Annotated in this window: 25 protein-coding genes; 3 read left to right on the forward strand and 22 right to left on the reverse strand. The window is 36.8% G+C overall.

What is annotated here, in order from left to right; all coding sequences use genetic code 11:
- Positions 1-2 precede the first annotated feature (2 nt).
- The 12 genes from tgt to MKX83_RS16950 form a co-directional block, all read right to left on the reverse strand.
- Entirely contained in the window at positions 3-1,142 is a 1,140-nt protein-coding gene (tgt, locus tag MKX83_RS16895; protein ID WP_095372434.1) for a tRNA guanosine(34) transglycosylase Tgt, read from the reverse strand.
- Positions 1,143-1,172: 30 nt separating this feature from the next.
- Complete coding sequence (gene queA / locus MKX83_RS16900; RefSeq protein ID WP_307312771.1) at positions 1,173-2,201, reverse strand: tRNA preQ1(34) S-adenosylmethionine ribosyltransferase-isomerase QueA; 1,029 nt, start codon at positions 2,199-2,201, stop codon at positions 1,173-1,175.
- A 28-nt stretch (positions 2,202-2,229) separates the two neighbouring features.
- Positions 2,230-2,412, reverse strand: a complete 183-nt coding sequence (locus MKX83_RS16905; protein ID WP_095373638.1) for a DUF2905 domain-containing protein — start codon at positions 2,410-2,412, stop codon at positions 2,230-2,232.
- Positions 2,409-3,425 (reverse strand): Holliday junction branch migration DNA helicase RuvB, encoded by a 1,017-nt coding sequence (gene ruvB, locus MKX83_RS16910; RefSeq protein WP_095372433.1) that lies wholly within the window; start codon positions 3,423-3,425, stop codon positions 2,409-2,411. The genes MKX83_RS16905 and ruvB overlap by 4 nt, the downstream gene beginning before the upstream one ends.
- A 34-nt stretch (positions 3,426-3,459) precedes the next feature.
- Positions 3,460-4,059, reverse strand: a complete 600-nt coding sequence (ruvA, locus tag MKX83_RS16915; protein ID WP_095372432.1) for a Holliday junction branch migration protein RuvA — start codon at positions 4,057-4,059, stop codon at positions 3,460-3,462.
- Positions 4,060-4,259: 200 nt separating this feature from the next.
- Positions 4,260-4,634: a monovalent cation/H(+) antiporter subunit G gene (gene mnhG / locus MKX83_RS16920; protein WP_095372431.1), complete on the reverse strand. Its 375-nt coding sequence runs from the start codon at positions 4,632-4,634 to the stop codon at positions 4,260-4,262.
- Positions 4,612-4,896 carry a Na(+)/H(+) antiporter subunit F1 gene (locus MKX83_RS16925; RefSeq protein ID WP_095372430.1) on the reverse strand — a complete coding sequence of 95 codons (285 nt, stop codon included), beginning with the start codon at positions 4,894-4,896 and terminating at the stop codon, positions 4,612-4,614. Before MKX83_RS16925 ends, mnhG begins: the two co-directional genes overlap by 23 nt.
- Entirely contained in the window at positions 4,893-5,372 is a 480-nt protein-coding gene (locus MKX83_RS16930) for a Na+/H+ antiporter subunit E (RefSeq protein ID WP_095372429.1), read from the reverse strand. Before MKX83_RS16930 ends, MKX83_RS16925 begins: the two co-directional genes overlap by 4 nt.
- A gap of 32 nt (positions 5,373-5,404) precedes the next feature.
- A complete protein-coding gene (locus MKX83_RS16935) occupies positions 5,405-6,892 on the reverse strand; it encodes a Na+/H+ antiporter subunit D (protein ID WP_095372428.1) in 1,488 nt (495 codons plus the stop codon).
- Complete coding sequence (locus MKX83_RS16940) at positions 6,885-7,223, reverse strand: Na(+)/H(+) antiporter subunit C (RefSeq protein ID WP_095372427.1); 339 nt, start codon at positions 7,221-7,223, stop codon at positions 6,885-6,887. Before MKX83_RS16940 ends, MKX83_RS16935 begins: the two co-directional genes overlap by 8 nt.
- A 1-nt stretch (position 7,224) precedes the next feature.
- The gene (locus MKX83_RS16945; protein ID WP_095372426.1) at positions 7,225-7,650 is read right to left on the reverse strand and encodes a Na(+)/H(+) antiporter subunit B; all 426 of its coding nucleotides are present in this window, start codon (positions 7,648-7,650) and stop codon (positions 7,225-7,227) included.
- Entirely contained in the window at positions 7,650-10,064 is a 2,415-nt protein-coding gene (locus tag MKX83_RS16950) for a Na+/H+ antiporter subunit A (protein WP_157733924.1), read from the reverse strand. Before MKX83_RS16950 ends, MKX83_RS16945 begins: the two co-directional genes overlap by 1 nt.
- Positions 10,065-10,358: 294 nt before the next feature.
- Here MKX83_RS16950 and MKX83_RS16955 point away from each other — a divergent pair, with 294 nt between their 5' ends.
- A complete protein-coding gene (locus MKX83_RS16955; protein WP_095372425.1) occupies positions 10,359-11,048 on the forward strand; it encodes a universal stress protein in 690 nt (229 codons plus the stop codon).
- A gap of 46 nt (positions 11,049-11,094) precedes the next feature.
- Here MKX83_RS16955 and MKX83_RS16960 read toward each other — a convergent pair whose 3' ends face one another.
- From MKX83_RS16960 to nadB, 8 genes are all read right to left on the reverse strand, one after another.
- A complete protein-coding gene (locus MKX83_RS16960; protein ID WP_095372424.1) occupies positions 11,095-11,658 on the reverse strand; it encodes a tyrosine-type recombinase/integrase in 564 nt (187 codons plus the stop codon).
- 200 nt (positions 11,659-11,858) lie between these two features.
- Positions 11,859-12,377: an intercompartmental signaling factor BofC gene (locus MKX83_RS16965; protein WP_095372423.1), complete on the reverse strand. Its 519-nt coding sequence runs from the start codon at positions 12,375-12,377 to the stop codon at positions 11,859-11,861.
- Between the two features lie 202 nt (positions 12,378-12,579).
- Positions 12,580-13,215: a YhcN/YlaJ family sporulation lipoprotein gene (locus tag MKX83_RS16970; RefSeq protein WP_095372422.1), complete on the reverse strand. Its 636-nt coding sequence runs from the start codon at positions 13,213-13,215 to the stop codon at positions 12,580-12,582.
- 85 nt (positions 13,216-13,300) lie between these two features.
- Positions 13,301-14,287, reverse strand: a complete 987-nt coding sequence (locus MKX83_RS16975) for a phosphotransferase (protein WP_095372421.1) — start codon at positions 14,285-14,287, stop codon at positions 13,301-13,303.
- Positions 14,262-15,977 (reverse strand): SafA/ExsA family spore coat assembly protein, encoded by a 1,716-nt coding sequence (safA, locus tag MKX83_RS16980; RefSeq protein WP_341056605.1) that lies wholly within the window; start codon positions 15,975-15,977, stop codon positions 14,262-14,264. The genes MKX83_RS16975 and safA overlap by 26 nt, the downstream gene beginning before the upstream one ends.
- 354 nt (positions 15,978-16,331) lie before the next feature.
- Entirely contained in the window at positions 16,332-17,435 is a 1,104-nt protein-coding gene (nadA, locus tag MKX83_RS16985) for a quinolinate synthase NadA (RefSeq protein WP_322909631.1), read from the reverse strand.
- On the reverse strand, positions 17,422-18,285 hold the full coding sequence (gene nadC, locus MKX83_RS16990; RefSeq protein WP_322909632.1) for a carboxylating nicotinate-nucleotide diphosphorylase: 864 nt from the start codon (positions 18,283-18,285) through the stop codon (positions 17,422-17,424). The genes nadA and nadC overlap by 14 nt, the downstream gene beginning before the upstream one ends.
- The gene (gene nadB, locus MKX83_RS16995; protein WP_341056606.1) at positions 18,239-19,810 is read right to left on the reverse strand and encodes an L-aspartate oxidase; all 1,572 of its coding nucleotides are present in this window, start codon (positions 19,808-19,810) and stop codon (positions 18,239-18,241) included. The genes nadC and nadB overlap by 47 nt, the downstream gene beginning before the upstream one ends.
- Positions 19,811-20,023: 213 nt before the next feature.
- Here nadB and MKX83_RS17000 point away from each other — a divergent pair, with 213 nt between their 5' ends.
- Together MKX83_RS17000 and MKX83_RS17005 are read left to right on the forward strand one after the other, a co-directional pair.
- Positions 20,024-21,148 carry an IscS subfamily cysteine desulfurase gene (locus tag MKX83_RS17000; protein ID WP_341056608.1) on the forward strand — a complete coding sequence of 375 codons (1,125 nt, stop codon included), beginning with the start codon at positions 20,024-20,026 and terminating at the stop codon, positions 21,146-21,148.
- 64 nt (positions 21,149-21,212) lie between these two features.
- The gene (locus MKX83_RS17005; RefSeq protein ID WP_341056609.1) at positions 21,213-21,758 is read left to right on the forward strand and encodes a transcription repressor NadR; all 546 of its coding nucleotides are present in this window, start codon (positions 21,213-21,215) and stop codon (positions 21,756-21,758) included.
- A 63-nt stretch (positions 21,759-21,821) separates the two neighbouring features.
- Here the strand turns inward: MKX83_RS17005 and pheA are convergent, their stop codons facing one another.
- Both pheA and MKX83_RS17015 read right to left on the reverse strand, forming a co-directional pair.
- The gene (gene pheA / locus MKX83_RS17010; RefSeq protein WP_341056611.1) at positions 21,822-22,691 is read right to left on the reverse strand and encodes a prephenate dehydratase; all 870 of its coding nucleotides are present in this window, start codon (positions 22,689-22,691) and stop codon (positions 21,822-21,824) included.
- Positions 22,692-23,032: 341 nt separating this feature from the next.
- On the reverse strand, positions 23,033-23,488 hold the full coding sequence (locus tag MKX83_RS17015) for an ACT domain-containing protein (RefSeq protein ID WP_095372413.1): 456 nt from the start codon (positions 23,486-23,488) through the stop codon (positions 23,033-23,035).
- Positions 23,489-23,497 lie beyond the last annotated feature (9 nt).

Here is a 23,497-nt window from a genome sequence, read left to right on the forward strand (position 1 = left end):
TATTAGAAGTTTTTCGCGTTCGGCTTATTAAAACCATATTTCTCGAAAAATTCTTCTCTAAAGTCACCTAGACGATCCTCTCTGATTGCCTCTCTGACCTTTTCCATTAATTTTAACAGAAAATAAAGGTTATGATAAGTTGTAAGCCTTATTCCGAAAGTTTCGTCACATTTTATTAAGTGTCTTATATAGGCACGACTATAATTTCGACAAGTATAGCAATCGCAATTCTCATCTAGTGGACCAAAGTCACGTGCATACTTCGCATTTTTAACAACTAATCTTCCTTCGCTAGTCATTAACGTGCCATTTCTTGCAATCCTTGTTGGTAATACACAATCAAACATATCTACCCCACGAATCGCACCATCAATTAAGGAATCCGGTGAACCGACACCCATTAAATAACGAGGCTTATGATTGGGCAGAAGTGGTGTTGTTTCTTCCAACACTCTATTCATTATATCCTTTGGTTCCCCAACTGATAACCCCCCTATTGCATAGCCAGGAAAATCAAGTGAAACAAGGTCTTTCGCACTTTGAGCACGTAAATCATTATATTCGCCACCTTGAACAATACCAAATAAACCTTGGTCGTTTGGTCGTTCATGTGCTTCTAAACATCTCTCGGCCCACCTAGATGTTCGCTCAACAGATTTTTTCATATATTCATGTGTAGCTGGGAAAGGTGGACATTCATCAAATGCCATCATAATATCTGAGCCCAGTGCGTTTTGTATTTGCATGGCCTTTTCAGGTGAAAGAAATAGTTTATCTCCATTCAAATGATTACGGAAATGGACACCCTCTTCTTCAATCTTTCTAAAATCACTGAGACTAAATACTTGGAATCCACCGGAATCAGTTAAAATAGCACGATCCCAATTCATGAATTCATGTAAGCCTCCCGCTTCCTTTATCAACTCATGTCCAGGTCGTAACCATAGATGATACGTATTACTTAAAATTATTCCTGCCCCCATATTCACTAGATCTTCCGGTGACATTGTTTTCACCGTCGCTAGCGTACCTACTGGCATGAAAACAGGTGTTTCAAATGAGCCGTGAGGTGTGTGAACACGTCCAAGTCTCGCACCTGTTTGTTTACATGTTTTTATCAATTCATAACGTATAGCTGTCATGACGTAACTCCTTTTCCATATCAAACTCTTTTATTTAATAAACATTGCATCTCCAAAACTAAAGAAACGATACCTTTCTTCTACTGCTTGCTTATATGCTTCAAGCACATGCTCACGACCAGCCAATGCACTAATAAGCATAATCAACGTTGATTTTGGTAAGTGAAAATTCGTGATCATGCCATCAATCGCCTTAAATTCATACCCAGGGAAGATAAAGATATCAGTCCAACCACTTGACTCTTCAAAACGTCCGTTAAAAGCAGTAGCAATTGTTTCAAGTGTTCTTGTTGAAGTTGTACCAACACTGATGATTTTATGACCACTTTCCCGAATTCGGTTCAACGTTTGAGCTGTTTCTTTTGTCATTTGATAGAACTCGGCGTGCATTTCATGATGATCGATGTCATCTACATTTACTGGTCTGAACGTACCTAAACCCACATGAAGGGTAATGAAAAGAATCTCAATTCCACGCGCTTTTATTTCTTCTAATAGTTCTTCAGTAAAATGTAAACCAGCTGTAGGTGCTGCAGCAGAGCCATTCTCCTTTGCATAAACCGTTTGATAACGATCTCGATCCTCTAGTTGTTCTTTAATATAGGGTGGCAATGGCATTTCACCTAATTGCTCTAATACCTCGTAAAAAATCCCTTCATATTTGAACTTGAGAACACGTCCACCATGGTCACTCTCTTCAAGGCATACCGCTTTCAGCTGACCATCGCCAAAGATAATTTCTGTCCCTACTTTCACCCGTTTCGCTGGCTTTACAAGTGTTTCCCATTGATCATTTTCAAGCTGTTTCAACAGTAACACTTCTAATTTTGCTCCCGTTTCTTCTTTCATTCCAAAAAGTCGTGCTGGCAATACTCTTGTATCATTCAATACTAGTGCATCACCTGGCTGTAAATATTCTAAAATATGTTTAAACACGTCATGACGGACCGCTCCCGTCTCCTTATCTAATACCATTAATCGGCTACTTGTTCTGTCTTTAAGCGGTGTTTGCGCAATTAACTCTTCTGGTAAATTAAAATCAAATAAATCTACTTTCATTTTGTCTCGTCTCCAACTTTTGAATAATTTAACGTGACTTCCCAATAAAATAGACAATTAAGGAAAGTATCACACTAATAATAATTGACGTTACAATTGGGAAATAAACAGTTGTATTCCCTTTTCTAAATACAATATCTCCAGGGAGCTTTCCTAAATTGAAAAAATGCATAAGAAAACCAATAACAAATAGAAGACCACCAATAATCATGAACCATTTTGGCAATTGGATGGCACCTCCATTTGAAAATGTTGATAAACAAGCTGTGTCGCAATTCTGCCCCTTGGTGTCCTTTGTAAAAAACCAATTTGTAATAAATAGGGTTCGTACACATCTTCTATCGTATGTGCTTCTTCTCCAATGGTTGCAGCAATTGTATCTAATCCTACTGGACCACCGCGAAAGCGCTCAATCATGCCCCTAAGTAACTTATGATCAATATGATCTAAGCCTAATCTATCGACCTGTAACATCTCTAATGCCTCGTTTGCAAACTGTTGGTTTACTGCACCATCCCCTCGCACTTGAGCATAATCCCTAACTCTACGAAGCAATCGGTTTGCAATACGAGGGGTTCCTCTTGAGCGTCGAGCAATCTCATCTGCCGCTTCTTCGTCTATTTCTGTATCGAGAATCGCCGCTGTTCTTACAACGATTTCCTTTAGTTGTCCCTCATTATAATATTCCAGTCTACTCATAACCCCGAACCTATCCCTTAAAGGTGCAGATAAAGAGCCTGCTCTCGTTGTAGCACCAACTAAAGTAAAAGGGGGAAGATCCAGTCTGACAGAACGAGCACTTGGGCCTTTTCCAATCACGATATCAAGACAAAAATCCTCCATTGCCGGGTATAATACTTCTTCTATTGCCCTTGGCAAACGATGAATCTCATCTATAAATAATACATCACCAGGCTCAAGTGAAGTCAAGACAGCCGCTAAATCACCAGGCCGTTCAATGGCTGGCCCTGCTGTTGTCCGAATATTAACGCCCATCTCATTACTAATAATCGTTGCTAAAGTAGTTTTTCCTAGGCCTGGTGGTCCGTAAAGAAGAACATGATCCAAGGTTTCATTACGCATTTTCGCTGCTTCTATGAAGATGCGCAAATTCTCCTTTACCTGATCTTGGCCGATATACTGTGCTAAGGTTTGTGGACGTAAGCTATATTCAAATGAGGTATCCTGATGATCCGCTTCTCCTGATATAATACGCTCATCCATTTGTTAACCATCCTTCCATGCCTTGCCTTCTTTCTTACTTAAGCAGCTTTTGCAAAGCCAATTTAATATACTGATCGGTAGTTAATGTTTCAGCACTTAAATCTTTCGTTATTTTCTTTAATTCTTTATCAGAATAGCCTAGTGCTTTTAACGCCAGAAGAGCTTCATCTAATTCATGGTTTCGATTACTTTTTATTTGTTTCTCTTCTGTAAATAAGTTCGGTAACAAGTCTGGTACAATATCAACTAGTTTCCCTTTTAAATCAAGAATCATCTGCCTAGCCGTTTTTTTACCTACACCTGGGAACTTCACAAGAAATGCCTCATCTTCATGCTCAATTGCATGAACAACCGCTTCTGGCTGACCTGTAGCAAGAACTGCCAGTGCTCCTTTTGGACCAATACCAGTTACATTGAGCAATTTCATGAATAAAGCTTTTTCCTGTCGTGATGTAAAACCATATAGTGATTCAATATCTTCTCTGACATGATGATATGTATAAATTTTCACTTCTTGATCGGTCGTATATCTAAATGGGTTTGGTGTAATTACTTGGTACCCAATCCCATTATTCTCAACTACAATGTATTCTGGCCCGATGAAGTCAACACGACCAATAATATATTCAAACAAAATTTATTCTCTCCCTCTTTTGCATACCTCCCACCATTATACTACAAAATCGCCTTGAAGAAAAAAGGATATCTATTTACGCTACGACTATCATTCCTTTCACCTGCAGACCACTGAGAATAGTGGACTAACCATTGCAAATTAATTGCACACGTTTGCAAGATTATCGCCGCTTAGGGAATAAAAGAAAAAACCAGCCATTAAGACTGGTCTCCTTCCCGATCTTTCCCTACCAATACTTTCTTTAACTCATCTTGAACAGTGACATCAGCCATTGGAACTTTTGAGCGATAAGCGGAGCGTGAGATGAGATGCGCTGATACAGGTGCAGTTAAAAAAACAAAGAAAATGACTAATATTAATCGAATACTAAAGACACCTTCATGAACAAGAAAAAAGATTAAAGTACCTACAAGCGTAAATAACACACCAATCGTCGAACTCTTTGAAGCTGCATGAGACCTTGTATATACATCTGGTAAACGCAAAATACCGATTGCACTAAGAAAACTAAACAATGTCCCTATAATAATGAGAATCCCTGCTCCTAACTCACTTGTTACGGTCAGATTCAATGACTTTCCCCCTCTCTAGAAAACGCGCAAAGGCTATCGTACCAATAAACGATAAAATTCCCAGTAATAACATGACTGAAAAGAACGCACTCGTCCGCATGAATATAGAAATGATCGCTATCGCCGCAATAATATTTACTCCTATATTATCAAGTGCCTGCACGCGATCCGGAATAGACGGACCCTTAATAAGCCGATATACTGCTGCTAAAATAGATAGGACAAGAAAACATAATGCAACTACTAATAAACTCTCAATCATCTTCCTGTCACCCTCTTAATAGACTTTTCGAATCGAACCTTGGACTTTAATAGCGATTCACTCGAAGTTGGGATATCAAGTCCATGAACATAAAACGTTTTGTTATCATTTCCTACCTCAACCACTACCGAACCTGGTGTTAAACAAAGGAGAAAAGAAAGCAATGCTAATTCGATATCACCTTCTAATTCTGTCTCCAATGTAAAAATGCCTGGCCTAATATCTAGTTTTGGTTTAATTACTTGTTTCACAACTTCCATACTAGATGTAAATAGCTCATGAATAAACACTAACAAAAGACTAAGGATGTTCATAAAAGTAACGATATAAAAATTATCATCAAAAAATCTTCTTATTAAAAATAAAATAAATATCCCTACAATATAACCACTAAAAAAAGATAAAAAACTCCATTCATCCTGCAAAAACATCCATAACGCAGCAATGAATAAATTGACTAGTACTTGCATAGCCATGCTCGCTCACCGCCCTTTCTATTAGAATGATATTAATCGCTATACCCTAGTAAAACGGCTTCAATATAAGAAGAAGGATTCATTAAAGATTCAACAGCTATATTCACGTAATCATATAATCCCTCTGCGCCTAATCCAAGTCCAACTGTTAACAAAACGAGTGTTACTATTGGAAACATGACACCTTTCGTGCTGCTCTTTTCCATATCTTCTGATAGAATCGTTTCTCCCCAAAAGCTGTTCATAAATATCTTCATGACAGAAAAGAGCACCATTAAACTCGTTATTAACCCAATTGCCCCTAGCCAGTAATAGCCAACTGCAAAGGTTCCTTCTGTTATATATACTTTGCCGATAAAACCGCTTAATGGAGGAATACCCGCTATTGAAAGAGCAACAATAAAGAACATCCATCCTAGGTAAGGGTGTGTCTTAATTAGACCACTAATATCATTCAGTTTGCTTGTACCTACAAGAGCAATAATCACACCGCCGATAAGGAAAATAACTGCTTTAATCACCATATCGTGTATTAAATAATAGATTGAACCAGTTAATCCTTCATGTGTATACGTAGCTAAGCCTGCTAATATAAATCCAACACCAACTATGACATTATATGTTAAAATCTTTTTAATATCATTAAAGGCAATGGCACCAATTGCACCGAGCAGCATAGTAATAGCAGCCATAATACCAATAATTAAATGTGTAACCTCAGGTTGATGATAAAAAATCAAAGTAAAGAATCTAAAGATCGCGTATATTCCTACTTTCGTAAGTAGCGCTGCAAAGATTGCCGCTACAGCTGTTGGAGGTGCACTATAAGATCCCGGTAACCAAAAGAATAAGAATAAACCCGCCTTTAAACTAAAGACAAATAAAAACATCATTGCCACTGCAGTAATAATCCCACTCTGCCCTACTTCTCCTACACGTTCTGCTAAATGTGCCATATTAATCGTCCCTGTTACTGAATATAAATACGCAACAGCTGCTAAAAATAGGAAAGATGCTAGTAGGTTGATTAACACATATTTGATTGACTCTCTTAATTGCTTCTTCTCTCCACCTAACGTGATTAATGCATAGGAGGAGATTAACATTACTTCAAAACACACGAATAAGTTAAAAACATCACCTGTGAGAAAAGAACCATTTACTCCTGTAATTAAGAATAGGAACAGGGGATAAAAGTAATGCCTTTCTCGATCCTCACCAATGGAACCAAAAGCAAAGATAAGACAAAGTAGACCAACAATACTTGTTGTCAATAAAAGTAGTCCCGAAAACATATCCGCTACCATACTGACACCAAAAGGCGCTTCCCAACCACCTAATTGTAATGTTTGAATACCATTATATTTCACCTGGTAAATCAAAAATCCTGAAATAACTCCCGTAGCTATTAGCGTAAACACACTTAAAATCTTATGGAAAAGTATTTTCTGTCTAAATATGACCATCACTAAACCAATAATAAGAGGTACAATGATCGGCATAATGACTAAGTTATTCATTCTCGTCACCTCTCATTTCTGCAGTGTTATCCGTCCCCAGCTCTTGATAGGCTCGGTAACTTAACACGAGAAACAAGGCTGTCGTTGCGAAATTGATAACTATAGCAGTTAAAATAAGAGCTTGAGGAAGCGCATCCGTAAAGGTTGTTGTATCTATCCCCAATAAAGGCGGACCTCCACTTTTTAAGCCCCCCATCGTAAGAATAAGCAAATGAACACCATGACTAATAATTGAAGTTCCTAAAATAATTCTTATCAAGCTCTTCGTTAATATTAAATACGTACCGATTGTAAATAAAACACCAATTAAGATCGACATTAAAGTTTCCATATTATCGATCCTCACTAATTGTCATAATAATAACCATTGCTGTTCCAATAACAGCTAAAGCTACACCTACATCAAAGAGCACAGCAGTCGCTAATTCGGTTTTCCCGAATATTGGTAAGTCGAAATAATCAAAAGCTTGGAATAGGAACGGCTGATCAAATAAGATTCCTCCCACTCCAGTAAATACCGCTATAAGCACACCAACAGCTGTTAAAACTTTAAAGTCAAACGGAAAGTTAACTCTAATTGAATCAATATCATATGTTAAAAACAAGAGCGTGAGAGCTGCTGCGAAAGCTAGCCCTCCAATAAATCCGCCTCCTGGATTGTGATGTCCAGCAAAAAACAAGTAAACAGCAAAGGTAAGAATAATGACTACTGCTACATTCGTTACAGCCCTTAAAATAATATCATTAGGCTTTTTCATTATTTCTCCCTCCTTGAAAATCGTAATTTAATCAGTGTATATACACTTAATGCTGTAATACATAGCACAAAGATTTCTAACATCGTATCAATACCCCTGAAATCAACTAATATCGCATTTACGATATTCTTCGCTCCTGCTAATTCATATGAATCCTCATAATAACTTGCTATCGGTTCAAATATTTGTGTACCATTTGCCGAAAACGCGAACACTGTTACCACTGCACCAACCGCAATCGATATAATTAAATTCAATGGCTTAAATGGAACACCTTTTTTATGCTTTTGCGTTTGCTCTTTGAATTTTGGTAAATGAAAAAAGCAAAGCAAGAATAAGGCTGTAGTGACCGTTTCTACTACTAGTTGAGTTAAAGCTAAATCTGGTGCTCTAAAAATGACGAAGAACAAGGATACTAAATAACCTAAAACACCTAGTGAGATAATAGCAGTCAACCTTGATTTCGCTAATAGTATTGTAAATGCAGCTACTAGCATGGAGAACATAATGGCTAACTCAAAAATGTTCACAGGGGCATCATTGGTCAAATCAATCGTAATAGAATTAGTAATGATTAATGTACCACCAATTAATAACACGAAGAATGTAAATATATAAGCAAGATAATCACGCGTGTACCCCGTCATATATTTATTTGTCACACTTGCTGCTATTCTTTGCGATGTTTCCAAACTATTATTGTATAGTGCATTAATGGTTAAATTTTGTGGATATAGACGATAAACTTTGGTCCACTTTTTCAACATTAGATACATGATTGTTCCTACAACAACGACGCCAATTGTCATATATAATTCGGCTGAAAATCCATGCCAAGCTGAAATATGGATATTCAGTACACCTTCTTCTATTAAAGAAGGAAGAATCGCTGATACGGCAGGAACTAATAATAAATCAGCAATCACATTAGGAAAGAAGAAAATAACAATAACCAATGACGCAAGGATAATAGGTGAAATAAGCATGCCTATTGGTGCTTCATGCGCCTTCTTCTCTAATCGATCTGGTTTATATTTCCCTCTAAATGTCTTAAAGACAAGAATCATACTGTATATAAAGGTAAAAACACTCGCAACCCAAGCGATAATTGGAAACAGTATACCTAATGTTTCCATATTAAATACATCCATTTCCGTTACTTTAACAACAGATGCAAAAAACATTTCCTTACTTAAAAACCCATTAAATGGTGGTAGACCTGCCATTGCAAATGAACCAATTAAGGCAACTGTAAATGTGATAGGCATAACAGTCATTAAACCACCTAGACGTCTAATATCACGCGTACCAGTTTCATGGTCAACGATGCCCACTACCATAAATAAGGCACCTTTAAATGTAGAGTGATTAATCATATGAAAAATAGCTGCTGTAATCGCCGCTGCATACACAGCAGCTTCATTTCCGTAACCGAAATAAAGGGCAGCTGATCCAATTCCAAGCAAGCTCATAATCATTCCCAATTGACTGATGGTGGAATATGCCAGTAATCCTTTTAAATCAATTTGTTTCACAGCGTTGAATGAACCATACAATAGCGTAATTAATCCAACAATTGATATAATCCAAAACCATTCTGCTGTACCACCAAATATGGGGGTTAATCTTGCAACTAAATAAATTCCTGCTTTAACCATTGTTGCTGAATGCAAATAAGCACTAATTGGTGTAGGCGCCTCCATTGCATCAGGTAACCAAATACTAAAAGGAAACTGTGCTGATTTTGTAAAAGCACCTAGTAAAATTAATATCATTGCTGGTAAGAATAAATCATGAGCAATGATTGTCTCACTCATAGCAAACATTTCTCTAATGCTATACGTGTCCGTTATCATCGATAGCATAATAAAACCAGACAACATCGCTAAGCCGCCAAAAATCGTAATTAACATTGATTTTTGCGCACCATATCTGGATTTTTCTCTCTCATACCAATAGGCAATTAATAAAAAGGATGAGATACTCGTTAATTCCCAGAAAACATATAGAACAAGTATATTATCTGAGAATACAAGTCCTAGCATCGCTCCCATAAAAAGAAGGAGATACACATAAAAATTGTGAAGTGCTTCCTTTTCTTTTGATAAATAATAAATCGAATATAAAATAACGAGTGCACCAATACCCGTGATTAGTAATCCAAAGATCAAACTTAATCCATCTACATACATATCTAAATTAATACCAAACGAGGGGATCCATGGTATCGTTTCGTATATTGTTGCTCCTGAGGATATTTTAGGAATTAATTGAAGCAAATAAACGAATATAATAATAGGAATTAGAATAACAAACCAACCTGTATGCAATCTTTTATTGAAGTATTTATATAACAGCGGGACAAAAATCGCAAAAACAAATGGAATTAAAATCATGATGTGCAATATCGTCAACCGTAGTCCCTCCTCCTGAAATGACTGTGAATAGGTGAATATTAATAAAAAAAGCTTTTTAAAAATGGGGTGACATACTTATTCTGTCTTATGTTAATTTATCCATTACATTAATGTTTTAATTAGGGGAAAATAATGTTTCTAACTATCTTGCCACATTTCAAAAATGGCAGAATTCATTAAATTTCATTTTTTAATTGACTGTTTCATTCGCATAGGATATAGTCATACATAGTTTATTGATATTAAATGTAAATTTTTATGAATTTCACATCTATTTCGAGGTGACAAAACATGAAAAAAATTAAAGGACGTATGGACGAAAGCATTTTAGTATGCGTCTATTATGGACCAAATGGTGAAAGACTTATTCAGCGTGGATGCAAGATTGCAAACATGATGGATTGCCCTCTATATATTTTAACGATTGACCCTAAGCCTTTTGATGATATGGATGCAGAGAAGTCTCATTATATTACGAAATGGCAGCAATTAGCTGAAATGCACAGTGCTGATGCTTTCATTTTAAAAGATAATGAAAGAAGACCTGTTTCTAAAGTTATTGCTGATGTCGCTCGCGAAAAAAATATAACACAAATCATTCTTGGGCAAACGGCTCAAAGCCGCTGGGAGCAAATTGCAAAAGGGTCTATTATTAACTCTCTATTAAGAGAAGTACCTTTTGTCGACCTGCATATTATCTCAGTATCACGATCATTAAAAGATGAAGAAGGTCATTTTGAAAAAGGTGTTCGCGCTTATCTAATTAAGGACGGGGACCATTATCGACTCACTTTCAAATATTCTAATGATGTAGAATATGAAGGTATATTCTTCAAAGATCTCGGTACCGATTTTAATAATGGTGTGTTTAAGTTCATGAAAGATAAAAAAACACTGCAGGTTGAATGTACAGATGATGTCATAAAAGATTTCAAAAACGTTGATATGGCTCCTGAATTTGACGAGGAAGATGAAAAATAATACTTTCTTTCCTCTTAACGCCTCCAATTATATGGAGGTGTTTTTTTTATAAATTGACATCTACTTTTATTAGCTTTTTATCGAATTTATCAATCCCAATATACCTTAACGTTTCAGCTGGCGTATTGTGATTGTATATGTTCATTAGAATGGAAATGGCAATTCCTTTTCGATAGGCATGGTAACCAAAAGTTTTTCTTAATGTATGCGTACCAATTTTCCCTTGTACACCAACCTTTTTTGCCGCTTGGTTAATGATACGGTAAGCTTGTTGCCTTGTAATAGGTTGTTTGTTCTTTTTAGATTTAAATAAATAATCGTTGTCATTTAATTTAAATAACTTCATATAAGAAGCTAGTTCTTTCAAAATGCTGTTATTTAAATAAAATGCACGAGAATCACCATTCTTTTCATCCTTAATATATAAAAATTCTTTTAAGCCCTCTTCCTCCCATAAATCTTTAACCTTTAAAAATAATAAATCACTCACTCTTATCCCTGTATTAATCCCTAAGACAAACAGGAGTACATCCCTTTGTGAATGCAATCTTAATTCTGATTTAATTTTGTTAATGTCTTCTATATCCTTAATCGGATCCACAAACTCCACAGGATTTCCTCCTAGAAATTTTAATGTAACTTAATTGTATGTTATCAAAAATTAAGTTACATTACAACTTGTAAGTATACGGTTTAGCCCATTTATTTATATTTTTAAAATTGCTACCATTCTTGATTTTCCTCACTCCAAGACAAAATAAACTTTTACTCATTTAAAATAGCGACCTTTAAAAGGTCGCTACAGTTCATTTATAAAGAATAGCCGCTAAAAGATTTTAAAACTTCCATGTAATCATTCTTTGACTTAATTGGAATCCCTTGTTTCAACTGCTCGCATTTTTTACTTTCAAGCTTTCCTAAATCAATAGAAAAGAATGATTGAATAATTTGTGCCTTTCTAGGTTCTCCATTAAAAATGGTGAGTACACCATCTTCAGTAATGCCAAAATAACCATTTGCCTTTAATAATGGCGAAATATCATTTACTTGTTGACGAAAAACCATTTCTCCTTTTTTCATATCCATTAATTGCCACTCATCGTATTTTGCCCATAAATCTTCAAATGACCATATCGTTTCGCGCACTCGTTCCTGACTAATTTCCCCATCAATATATTCTCTTTCTAAAATAATATCTATTTGTTCTGGTTTAATTTCTTTTATTGTTTGGTTTTCATTCCCACGACTTACAGCTTGGACGCTATTATGAATACTAAAGGGAAAAGTGATGAGTAAGATAATTAAGGTTATCGCACTTAATTTCTTCATTATTGCCCCTCCTTCACCAAGTATATCCACCTCTTAATACTATATATTTTCTCCACTTTTTTTTTCCTTATACGCATACTCCCGATTGAGCCTATTCATAGGACTAAAATCAAATAACAAACATTAGGTAAATCATCTAACTCCAAAAAAAATGCACGAACAAATTTAATTTCCAAACTTGTTCGTGCTTCATTTATATTGATTACTTTGAATAAAAGATTTCATCAATATTCTCATTTATTTTTTCCATTGGGAGACCTGCTTTTACATCATTATCAATTGTATTTAGGCGAAAGAATTGACTTTCGTTCGTAACAATTCTCACTTTTCTCTCTCCAACAAAGGATTTTACCTTTGAAAAAACCTCTTGTTCAACTTGCTTTTCATCCGCATCTTTATTTAGTCTTAAAGCAATTACTATCTTCCCGTCATGCTCAGCCGCTCTCGCTTCTTTTACTTGCTCTACTTCTTCTGCATCATGGATAACTTTTTCAATTAATTCTCCTTCATAAGATTGATAATAGTTAGACCGCGGTACATGATTATACTCAATATGGCCATTATAATTGACATCTGTTTTGCTGAATTTCCCATCTCTTGTTGTATCCGTTTCATCTCCTAGAGAATGATCCATCCACTCTGTTACTGCACCATCATCATCATTTAATAGCTTAAATTTCGATTTTTGATTATGCTGTTCATTCGTATAATAACCCATAGGTACCGTCCGATTCCGGTTCTCATCTGTCGTCTCACTCGCATCGTTATTCGTACCACAGGCAGCTAAACTCATCGACATCACAACAGCAAAAGGGACAAATAGAATCTTCTTTTGCATTTAACATACCCCCACTGGTAATATTGGAGATTTTTCATCTCTTTACTATTTTGCAAAAAACAAGGGGCAGTCATACAAATTAGATTTATCCATCTATTCTTTTTTTCAGCTCTTCCACAAATAATTTCCTTTTCTGAAATTGATCAATGGTTAAGGATAATAATGGTCGCATTTTCTTTGGATAAATATAGGTTCGTTCTCGAATACACCTGTTCCACTCCCGAAAGACATCAGTTGGATAAGAGAGAGCGTACAAAGATTGGTTACTAGTAGTGAGTTCCTTTAATTGAGGGAACTTCTCCATTTCATTTAACTCCCAATCAAGCGTTGGCAAAATTCTGTTTGCGTACTGTAAATAATCATATTCCTTTTGGCCAATGGATATTAAGTCAAAATCAATTAAAAATAATTGGTTACTATCATCGCGAATAAAATTATGATGAGCCACATCACCGTGAAGTATCACTTCATTCGCTTCAATTGTCTGTTCTTTTCCCCCCATACCAGATAAAGACCAATCTGCCCATGCTAAATATTCAGCCATTATCTCTTTTGGTATAAAATACTTTAAAATACTTTCATTTTTTTTGAATTGCACAGTCCGAATTCTCCATTTATCTCGCTGGTGGTGGGGGGACAATAATGTAACATAACGATCCTTTAATTTTTTTGAGACATGATGAAATTTGTCAATGAGATCTAACCCTTCTTTACGGTTGGTTTCGTTTTGGTAAGTAAAAGGCTGTTCAGAAGGGAGGATATAAAATAAGCATCCAAAATAAATTCCATCGAAAAATAACGGTGGATCCTTTGCTAAAGGAAGAAAGGAATAAGTATGAACAAACCCCTCCTTTATTAATGAAGAGGTAAATGTTTCTTGAAGTTTAAACTTATGATAAGAACGAAACCCTTTTAATATAAATGGTGTGTGGTTTGTTTCTACTTTAAAAACATTTTGCCTGATTTGATTAATTTCTAATATGGTCCATGGTATTTGCTTTTGTAAATAGGAGAGGAGACGATTATGATGATCGTCTCCTTTAACATTATCCTTCGAAGTCACTGCTTTCATCATAGCCTCTTGGCATTCCAAACGGTTGTGCGCCACCCATTGGTGCATAGCCATATGGGGAACCATGGTGCGGCATCGGACTATAAGGATAGCCAAAACCCTGATTCATCGGTGCTTGATATTGAGGGCCACCACACCCACAATCTTGTGTTCCTGCTACAGTTGGAGGCATTGGCATTTGACTGTGGCTAGGACTTAACGGCATCTGGCTTTGACTTGGACTTAACGGTAATTGTTCTCCTGACTCACTCACACCTTGCACCTGTGGATAGAACGGCATTACACCATGATGATGCATCATATGATGTGGCGGGCATGGTGGCGGGCATGGATAGCAAGGCTGCTGCATCGCCGGCATCATATAAGTCGGTTGTAGCGGTAATTGCTGATCAAACGCTCCTCCTACTTGTGGTGGAAGCTGTGCTTGTTGATCATAGGCACCACTCACTTGCGGCGGGAGCTGTGCTTGTTGATCATAAGCACCGCCCACTTGTGGAGGGAGCTGCGCTTGTTGATCGTACATACCTCCTACTTGCGGCGGGAGCTGTGCTTGCTGATCATACATACCTCCTACTTGTGGCGGGAGCTGTGCTTGCTGATCGTACATACCTCCTACTTGCGGCGGGAGTTGCGCTTGCTGATCGTACATACCTCCTACTTGTGGCGGAAGTTGTGCTTGCTGGTCGTACATACCTCCTACTTGTGGCGACAGTTGTGCCTGTTGTTGATTTTGATATGGTGACATATATGAAGAACTTTCTTCATGATAATTCGGACTCTCTACACCCGCTACCATACCTTGTTGCTGATAGGGGTTGTAAGCACCTTGATTTTGAGGATAGTAAGGCTGTTGCATGCCAGGTTGGAACATATTAGGGTTATAAGGATACATAAGTTGATCATAACCTCCTTGGATTTGCTCCTTCCCTTTAATAGAAGGAGATTGTGATGCCTCAGTCGACTTAGGTAAGATATTGGTTGGTTTTGGTGGTAATTGCGGCATAGGTTTTAATGGCTTTTGTTCTTGAACAGGTTTTAATGGCTTTTGCTCTTGAACAGGCTTTAACGGCTTTTGCTCTTGAACAGGTTTTAACGGCTTTTGCTCTTGAACAGGCTTTAACGGCTTTTGTTCTTGAACAGGCTTTAACGGCTTTTGTTCTTGAACAGGCTTTAAAGGTTTTTGCTCTTGAACAGGTTTTAAAGGTTTTTGCTCTTGAACAGGTTTTAACGGCTTTTGTTCTTGAACAGGCTTTAACGGCTTTTGTTCTTGAACAGGTTTTAAAGGTTTTTGCTCTTGAACAGGTTTTAACGGCTTTTGTGTTTCGAAATTCATCATATAGTAGTTGTTTATATCGATATCCGGCAGGATTTGTTTAGGCATTTTAGGTTTATACGGTTTTTTCACTTCTTTTTTTACTGCTTCTTTCTTTACTTCTTCCTTCTTTACCTGTTCTTTCGGCATCTCTTTTGGCATTTCTTTTTTAGAGCCTACGTTAATCTTTGTTCCTGATAGGGGTGCTTCCTTCTTAATCATCCCACCTGCTCCTGGTACTTTAATTTTCATACCCGGCATAATCATATCAGGGTTACTTAACTGAGTATTCATCTTTTTAAGCTCTTCGAAATTCACGCCGTACTTCTTCGCAATCTTCCATAGGGTATCACCCTTTTGAACGATATGGATTTTCACGCTGGTTCCCTCCTATACAAAACAAACTTTCATTGATGAGAGCTTTATACCATCAATGATTATAACGAATCGGGATAAAAAGTAGCTGCCTAACACCTATAAATACGTGCGGGCTCATACCTACTTCTCGACGAGTCCATATATTCTATGAAGGAATGGGCAAATTGCTAATAATCTTCAAAAAAACTTATGCAGAAATCATGAAAATTATGATAAACATTAAAGGAAAGCACAAAAAAAGGATTTTTTTAATGAAAATTCTGAACAGACTTATGAAATGATTTTTTGTCCACAGCAACATTTTTTGATTCACCCATAAAAAAACTACCTAATGAAAGGTAGCCTTATTTCAATTTATTTTATTACCAACATGCGTGCTAAAGCTTGTTTTGCTCCTGCAGCGATTTGATCATCAACCTTGATTTGATTTATGGGCTCACCTTTCTCCAACATTTCTAAATTCCATGCCAAATGCATTAAATCAATGCGATTCATTGTCATACATGGACACATATGTGGATTTAATGAAACAATCTGTTTATCTGGATGTGATTGAATGAGACGATTTACTAAGTTCATTTCAGTGCCAATTGCCCACTGAGAACCTGGCTTACTCTTTTCGATTGCCTGAATAATATCATTCGTAGAACCATCCATATCAGACCGCTCAACAACTTCTCTTCTACACTCAGGATGAACAATGATTTTCATTTCTGGTCTGTTTTTTCGTATATCTTCGATGTTCCTCACTGTAAAATTCTCATGCACTGAGCAATGACCTTTCCATAAAATCACTTTGATCTGCTCATTTCCTCCATCAAATTCTAATCTATGTTGAATCGGATCCCAGACTGCCATTTCATCTAAAGCAATACCTAACTTATAGGCTGTATTTCTGCCAAGATGCTGATCCGGCAAGAACAAAATCCTTTCCTTTTGTTGGAGCGCCCATTTTACCACTTCTACTGCATTGGAAGAAGTAACGGTCGCTCCACCATGTTCACCCACAAATGATTTAATGGCAGCTGTTGAATTTACATAAGTAAGCGGTAAAATGGTCTCCCCAAATCGCTCGGTTAATAGCTCCCATCCTCTTTCTGTTTGATGGATATTAGCCATATCAGCCATTGAACAGCCCGCTCTCATATCTGGTAAATAGACTTTTTGATTTTTAGTTGTTAAGATATCGGCTGTTTCTGCCATAAAATGTACACCGCAAAACACGATAAACTCAGCTCGGGTATTCTGCGCACAAAATTGTGCTAATTTTAATGAATCACCTGTACTATCAGCAAATTGTATCACTTCATCTTTTTGATAATGGTGGCCTGGAATATACAACTTGTCTCCAAAGGTACCCTTCACGCGACGCACAATATTTTCTAACTGCCCATTAGATAAAGAACGATATTTTTCTGGTAGTATCGTTTGTTTTTCAATCGTGTCAAATAGATTCATTTCGCTTCTCCTTCTCTATCATAGACATTCTCACACTAATATCAAGTGCGGCAACTGAATGTGTTAAAGCACCAATCGAAATATAGTCAACACCTGTTTGTCCATACTTATGAAGTTCCTCTAAACGGATACCTCCTGATGCCTCGGTTATAACACCTTTCGGCACATAAGTTAACCAATCTTTTATTTCATTAGGTGTACGATTATCAAACATAATGACATCTGCGCCAGCAGTAATCGCTTCATTCAATTGCGCTATACTCTCAATTTCGACCTCTATCTTAACCATATGTCCAATCTTTGACTTCACACTTTCTACTGCTTTACTTATCGAGCCTGCAAAGCTTATATGATTATCTTTAATCATGACCGCATCATATAATCCGTAGCGGTGATTATAACCACCACCTGTTCGAACTGCATATTTCTCAAGCATTCTTAATCCAGGTGTTGTTTTTCTTGTATCGACAATACGTGTATGTGTGCTATTTAATAAATCAACCGCTTTCTTTGTTTTCGTTGCGATTGCACACATTCGTTGCACTAAATTCAAAATTACACGCTCTCCTTTTAAAAGTGCTGAGATTGGCCCATATACTTTAAGTAAGACTTCCCCTTGATTAAACCACTCACCTTCCTGTTTGAAGAATTCAAAATGGCATTCATTAGATAACAAAGGAAAGCCTGTCGTTATGATCTCTCTACCGCAAAACACACCTGTATCCTTCGCTAGAAAAGTAATTGCACCTCTTTCGTGTTCTCCAAAGATCAATTCTGTCGTTACATCTCTTTCACCAATATCTTCAATGAAGTAATGCTCTAATTGTTTGCGAAGTTTCAATGTATTCATCATGATCACCTTTCTTTTCATGCTTAATTTCTTTTTTCATCCATTCTTCCATTTCAATTGGAAAGTCCTCACGAAAATGTCCCCCTCTACTTTCATTCCGTTTAAGGGCTGATTTCGTAATGCATTTTGATATTTCCATCATAAAAACGATTTCAATCTCCTCTTGTGATAGATAATCTAATGATTGTGGGAGATGAAAATGATTGAGATAACGTAACTGATCTTGTAAGTTGGCCTTATCCCTTACTATGCCAACATATTCCATCATTCGGTTTTGAATATCTTCTTTTGCAGGTAATCTTCCTTGGATATTCTCTTTCTTAATTTCAAAACGATAATCGCTTCTTTTACCTACGTCATGATCCTTACTCTTATTTATTTGCTGAGCTACTTTTTTACCAAAATACAAACCTTCTAAAAGAGAGTTACTAGCTAAACGATTTGCTCCATGCACGCCCGTCCTTGCCACTTCCCCCATTGCATAAAGATGAGCAATACTTGTTTCGCCACTATCATTCGTCTTGACCCCACCCATAAGAAAGTGGGCACCAGGCGAAACTGGTATTAATTGATCTTCAAGATTAACACCATTAGCTTCACATAATTTACTAATAGTCGGAAATCGAGTAGTGAATCGTGCAACCTTCTGGATATTTAAATAAACTTTTCTACCTTGCTTCATAGTTTGATAAATTTCTTGAGCGACAATATGCCTCGGAGCCAAATCCTCAAGTGGGTGAACTCCCTTCATTATCGAAATTCCTTGTTCATCAACTAAAACGCCACCTTCCCCACGAACAGCTTCAGAAATAAGACCTTTCGTTTCACCACCCACGTATAATAAAGTCGGATGGAATTGAATAAATTCAAGATCCGTTAATATAGCCCCTGCCCGATGTGCAAGAGCTAAACCATCACCGGTAACAACAGGGCTATTAGATGTATATTGAAACAACTGACCACACCCACCAGTTGCTAAAACCACATGTTTGGCGAAAATGATATGGGTTTCGTCTTTTTTTTTCACTTTTACGCCATAGCAAATTTTTCGTTTAACGAGAAGCTCATAAACAAATGCATTTGTTATTACTTCAATATGTTTAGGTAATTGACTGATCATAAAATCAACAAGATGCTTCCCCGTCGCATCGCCGCCACTATGCACAATTCTTTTTTTACAATGCGCTCCTTCTAACCCAAGTGATAATTCCCCGTTTGTATTCTCATCAAATGGAAAGCCTAGTGCACTTAACTCATGAATTAAATCAGGTGCCTCCTTTGTTAAAGCTTCCACAACTCGTTCCTCATTGTGATAGCGTCCAGCATTCAAAGTATCTTGTAAATGGAGGGCCCAATCATCCTCTTTACTGAGCGAAGCAGCAACCCCTCCTTGTGCTAAATAAGAATTACTACTTCTCATATCTGACTTTGTGATAATTATCACATGCAAATCATTACGAATTTTTTGTGCTAATTGAAGAGCAGCTACACCACTCCCAATAATAACCACATCTAAACTTTTCATTGTGATCCTCCTGACAGTAAACTATACAGGTGAAATTAACATATGTCTTGACACTTATATTTACACAGATTTAAACTGATGACAAGAGTTTTTAACAATATTTATTTCCCTACTTGTAATAATTAGGTTAAAGCCTAGAAATGAATACAGATGATGATGGATAAGACCTTCATACATCCCCTTCTATTCAAAAACAAAGGAATGAAGCCATTTATGATTTACTTAGACTATGCCGCCACTTGCCCCTTATCAAAAGAAGCGGCTGATGCATATGTAAGAACTGCTACTGAATTTTATGGAAACACAGAAAGCTTTCATGATATAGGCAGTCGGGCACATGATTTACTGGAACAATGCCGTTTGACGCTAGCTTCTTTTCTACATGTACCGAGTAGTGGAATTTATTTTACGAGTGGAGGGACGGAAAGTAACCTTATTTGTATCCGATCTCTTTTAACCTTAACGAATACAAAAGGACATATTATTACCACATTAGCTGAGCATTCTTCTATTTCTAACTTTTTATCTATACTTGAAGATAATGGTTATGAGGTGACTTATCTACCATTTGATCATAATGGTCAAATTGATTCTAAACAATTCGCGGCCGCTATTAGGCCAGATACCATTCTTGCTATTATTCAACATGCCAATAGTGAACTTGGTTCAATCCAACCAATCGAGGAAATAAGCGCATTATGTAAAATTCATCAAATCTACCTTCATTGTGACTGTGTCCATTCCTTTACGAAAGTAGATATCACTCCTGTGAGCCAAGTCGTTGATAGTCTTGCAATATCTGCCCATAAATTTTACGGACCAAAAGGAGCCGGTTTAGCCTATATACATCCTGCACATCCCATTCGTGGCTTACTACCAAATACTTCACATGAAAAGGGATTGAGGCCAGGTACAGTCAATCTACCAGCTATAGTCGCTATGACAATAGCTGCAGATGAAAGTATGAGAACATGGAAACAAACAAGAACGCACGCACAAATCCTTCGCCAAGCTTTCATCACTCATTGTGTCCATTTTGACTCTATTATTTATGAGGCACCAAAAGAAAGACAAATCCCATCTACTATAGGGATGCGAATACCTGGAATTGAGGGACAGTATGTGATGTTAGAAGCGAACCGAAAAGGCTTTTGCATTGCTACTGGTAGTGCTTGTGCGACCAATGCGCAATTGCCATCCTCAGCTATGTCTGCCATCGGTGTTAATGGAAAAGCGGCGAAAGAATTTTTCAGAATATCTACTGGAACAGAAACCTCGAAAGAACAATTAATCGCACTTGCCGAATTGCTAGCAACAATAAAGGAAAGGATGGGATAACTTTATTTATACTGGTTTCCTATGGTAAAATTATTGATTATGGTTATAGTAGAGGGGATTAAGAATGAGCGAACAAAAAAAGGTGCTTGGAGAAGACAGACGGATGAAACTACTACAATTATTGAAGGAAAGTGAAGAGCCTATTACAGGTAGTGAACTAGCAGCAAAGTACCATGTAAGCAGACAAGTAATCGTTGGTGATATTACACTGTTAAAAGCAAGAAGCGAACCAATTATTGCCACAAGTCAAGGATACTTGAGATTAAATCATACTTCACCACATCCGGTAGCTACAAGAACAATAGCTAGTAACCATTCACCTGAACAAACTGAAGAAGAGTTAAACTTACTTGTTGATCATGGGGTCACCGTAAAAGATGTCACAATCGAGCATCCAGTATATGGTGATTTGACAGCATCTATTATGGTTTCTGACCGCAAAGAAGTAAAACAGTTTATGAAGAAAATTCATTCTACTCAATCTAGTTATTTATCAGAATTAACAGGTGGGATTCATTTACACACGATTACGAGCAGCAGTGAAGCAAAGCTTGACGAAGCAGAAGAGGCATTGAAAAAATCAGGATTTCTTATCGAAATAGATATATAATACTTGCTAGGAAATGGTACTTTATAAAAAGAAAGTAGAGCATGTACTCTACTTTCTTTTTTGTTATTTATGAGTCGATTCTTCTATTTTCCCGAGTTGATATGAAGGATAACTACCTAAAATTTGCACTTTGCAACCTAATGCCTCTAATTCCGCCTTTACGCCCGGAATAAGGACATCATCTATTTTCTTGTCGATATCAATAATAAAGAAATAATTCCCTAATCCTGTTTTCATTGGTCTTGACTCGATTTTTGATAAATTTAAATTTCTCCATGAAAAGGCGGATAGCACTTGGTGAAGCGCTCCAGCACGATCATCAGGTAACGAGACCATAACAGTTGTCTTATATCCTTTTGACTTCTGCGCTGTCTTGAGGTGACAATCTTGCTTTGCCACTACAATAAACCGTGTATGATTATGTGAATAATCATGAATATCTTGGTGAGCAATGGTTAATTGATATTCTTCTGCTGCTAAAGCATTGGCTATTGCAGCAACCTTTTCGTCAGGATGGTCACTTACATATTTTGCAGCTGCAGCCGTTGATGTCATATTAACAAGTTCAACAGCTTTTAAAGTCGAATGTAGGAAGCGATGGCATTGAGCAATCGCATGAGAATGGCTATATACCGTTTGAATATCTTCTAGTTTTTGGCTAGGATGAATAAGTAAATGTTGTCTAATAGGGATGGTCATTTCACCCACAATTGGGTAAAGTGCCTCATGAACTAAATAATCTAAAGTAATATTAACTGATCCTTCTAATGCATTTTCAATTGGTACAACAGCTAAATCAATTTCATCATTTGCTAAAGAATCTAAACAAGCAGGAATGGTTGCTTGTGGAATTGCTCTATCTTCTGGAAATAAGCCGCGAACGGCTATATCTGTAAAAGTAGCAACTGGTCCTAAGAAGCCTATTTTTTTCATTGTGAACACCTTTCATCAGTAGCTTCATTCTATGTAGCCACAACAAATTTGAATTATGAAAAAACTCATTATACTATACTTTAACACTTTAGTATATGGATGTAAAAGAGGTTTTTATCTTTTTTTATAAGATATCTTTCTTATTAAAATCGAGATAGTTTATATGAGCTGTCGATGAGTAAACAAATACGGTTTGACTTGCCTATTATTTCATTGCCTCTGACTCGTTTCTACATGTATGTTTGAAACTTCACCATTTTATTTTACTAAGCTGTTTGAGTGATTCATTTTAGGTATAATAACCCTCTTTCTTAAAATGAATAAGACGCAAGAGTTTTAACTCATGCGCCTGAACTTAATACTTCTACTTTATCTACAAATTCTAGTTTCCTTAAATCGGATAATAAATGATCGATTCCTACCGCCATATCAGCAACATTTAGTGACAAGGTGACATTGGCACGACCTAAAATCGGAATGGTTTGATGGATGGTTAATACGTTACAACCTGATCCAGCCACAATACTTAATAATTGTGACAATGTGCCCGAACGATCCTCCAAATGAAAAAACAATGTAATAATTCTTTCCTTCACGATTGTATGAAAAGGAAAAACAGTATCGCGATATTTATAAAATGCGCTGCGACTCAAATCTACTTTATGGACAGCGTCCCAGACAGATTCTGCTTTTCCCCTTTCAATCATTTCTTTTGCATCCAAAGTCTTTTTCATAGCCTCAGGCAATACATCTTCTCGGACAAGGAAGAATTTTTTATCTAATTTATCCTGTTTCATCTTTCACCT

The organism is Cytobacillus sp. FSL M8-0252, from assembly GCF_038007345.1.
Classification (GTDB): domain Bacteria; phylum Bacillota; class Bacilli; order Bacillales; family Cytobacillaceae; genus Cytobacillus; species Cytobacillus kochii.

What these genes read in the sequence shown, in the direction of transcription:
- MKX83_RS16940 (WP_095372427.1), bottom strand. Translation starts at nt 7,223, where the DNA reads ATGGAAACTTTAATGTCGATCTTAATTGGTGTTTTATTTACAATCGGT.
- ruvB (WP_095372433.1), bottom strand. Translation starts at nt 3,425, where the DNA reads ATGGATGAGCGTATTATATCAGGAGAAGCGGATCATCAGGATACCTCA.
- MKX83_RS16970 (WP_095372422.1), bottom strand. Translation starts at nt 13,215, where the DNA reads ATGCAAAAGAAGATTCTATTTGTCCCTTTTGCTGTTGTGATGTCGATG.
- MKX83_RS16955 (WP_095372425.1), top strand. Translation starts at nt 10,359, where the DNA reads ATGAAAAAAATTAAAGGACGTATGGACGAAAGCATTTTAGTATGCGTC.
- MKX83_RS16945 (WP_095372426.1), bottom strand. Translation starts at nt 7,650, where the DNA reads ATGAAAAAGCCTAATGATATTATTTTAAGGGCTGTAACGAATGTAGCA.
- MKX83_RS16925 (WP_095372430.1), bottom strand. Translation starts at nt 4,896, where the DNA reads ATGATTGAGAGTTTATTAGTAGTTGCATTATGTTTTCTTGTCCTATCT.
- MKX83_RS17015 (WP_095372413.1), bottom strand. Translation starts at nt 23,488, where the DNA reads ATGAAACAGGATAAATTAGATAAAAAATTCTTCCTTGTCCGAGAAGAT.
- MKX83_RS17000 (WP_341056608.1), top strand. Translation starts at nt 20,024, where the DNA reads ATGATTTACTTAGACTATGCCGCCACTTGCCCCTTATCAAAAGAAGCG.
- nadB (WP_341056606.1), bottom strand. Translation starts at nt 19,810, where the DNA reads ATGAAAAGTTTAGATGTGGTTATTATTGGGAGTGGTGTAGCTGCTCTT.
- nadA (WP_322909631.1), bottom strand. Translation starts at nt 17,435, where the DNA reads ATGAATCTATTTGACACGATTGAAAAACAAACGATACTACCAGAAAAA.
- MKX83_RS16965 (WP_095372423.1), bottom strand. Translation starts at nt 12,377, where the DNA reads ATGAAGAAATTAAGTGCGATAACCTTAATTATCTTACTCATCACTTTT.
- MKX83_RS16930 (WP_095372429.1), bottom strand. Translation starts at nt 5,372, where the DNA reads ATGGCTATGCAAGTACTAGTCAATTTATTCATTGCTGCGTTATGGATG.
- pheA (WP_341056611.1), bottom strand. Translation starts at nt 22,691, where the DNA reads ATGAAAAAAATAGGCTTCTTAGGACCAGTTGCTACTTTTACAGATATA.
- MKX83_RS16975 (WP_095372421.1), bottom strand. Translation starts at nt 14,287, where the DNA reads ATGAAAGCAGTGACTTCGAAGGATAATGTTAAAGGAGACGATCATCAT.
- MKX83_RS16905 (WP_095373638.1), bottom strand. Translation starts at nt 2,412, where the DNA reads ATGATTATTGGTGGTCTTCTATTTGTTATTGGTTTTCTTATGCATTTT.
- MKX83_RS16935 (WP_095372428.1), bottom strand. Translation starts at nt 6,892, where the DNA reads ATGAATAACTTAGTCATTATGCCGATCATTGTACCTCTTATTATTGGT.
- nadC (WP_322909632.1), bottom strand. Translation starts at nt 18,285, where the DNA reads ATGAATACATTGAAACTTCGCAAACAATTAGAGCATTACTTCATTGAA.
- tgt (WP_095372434.1), bottom strand. Translation starts at nt 1,142, where the DNA reads ATGACAGCTATACGTTATGAATTGATAAAAACATGTAAACAAACAGGT.
- queA (WP_307312771.1), bottom strand. Translation starts at nt 2,201, where the DNA reads ATGAAAGTAGATTTATTTGATTTTAATTTACCAGAAGAGTTAATTGCG.
- MKX83_RS17005 (WP_341056609.1), top strand. Translation starts at nt 21,213, where the DNA reads ATGAGCGAACAAAAAAAGGTGCTTGGAGAAGACAGACGGATGAAACTA.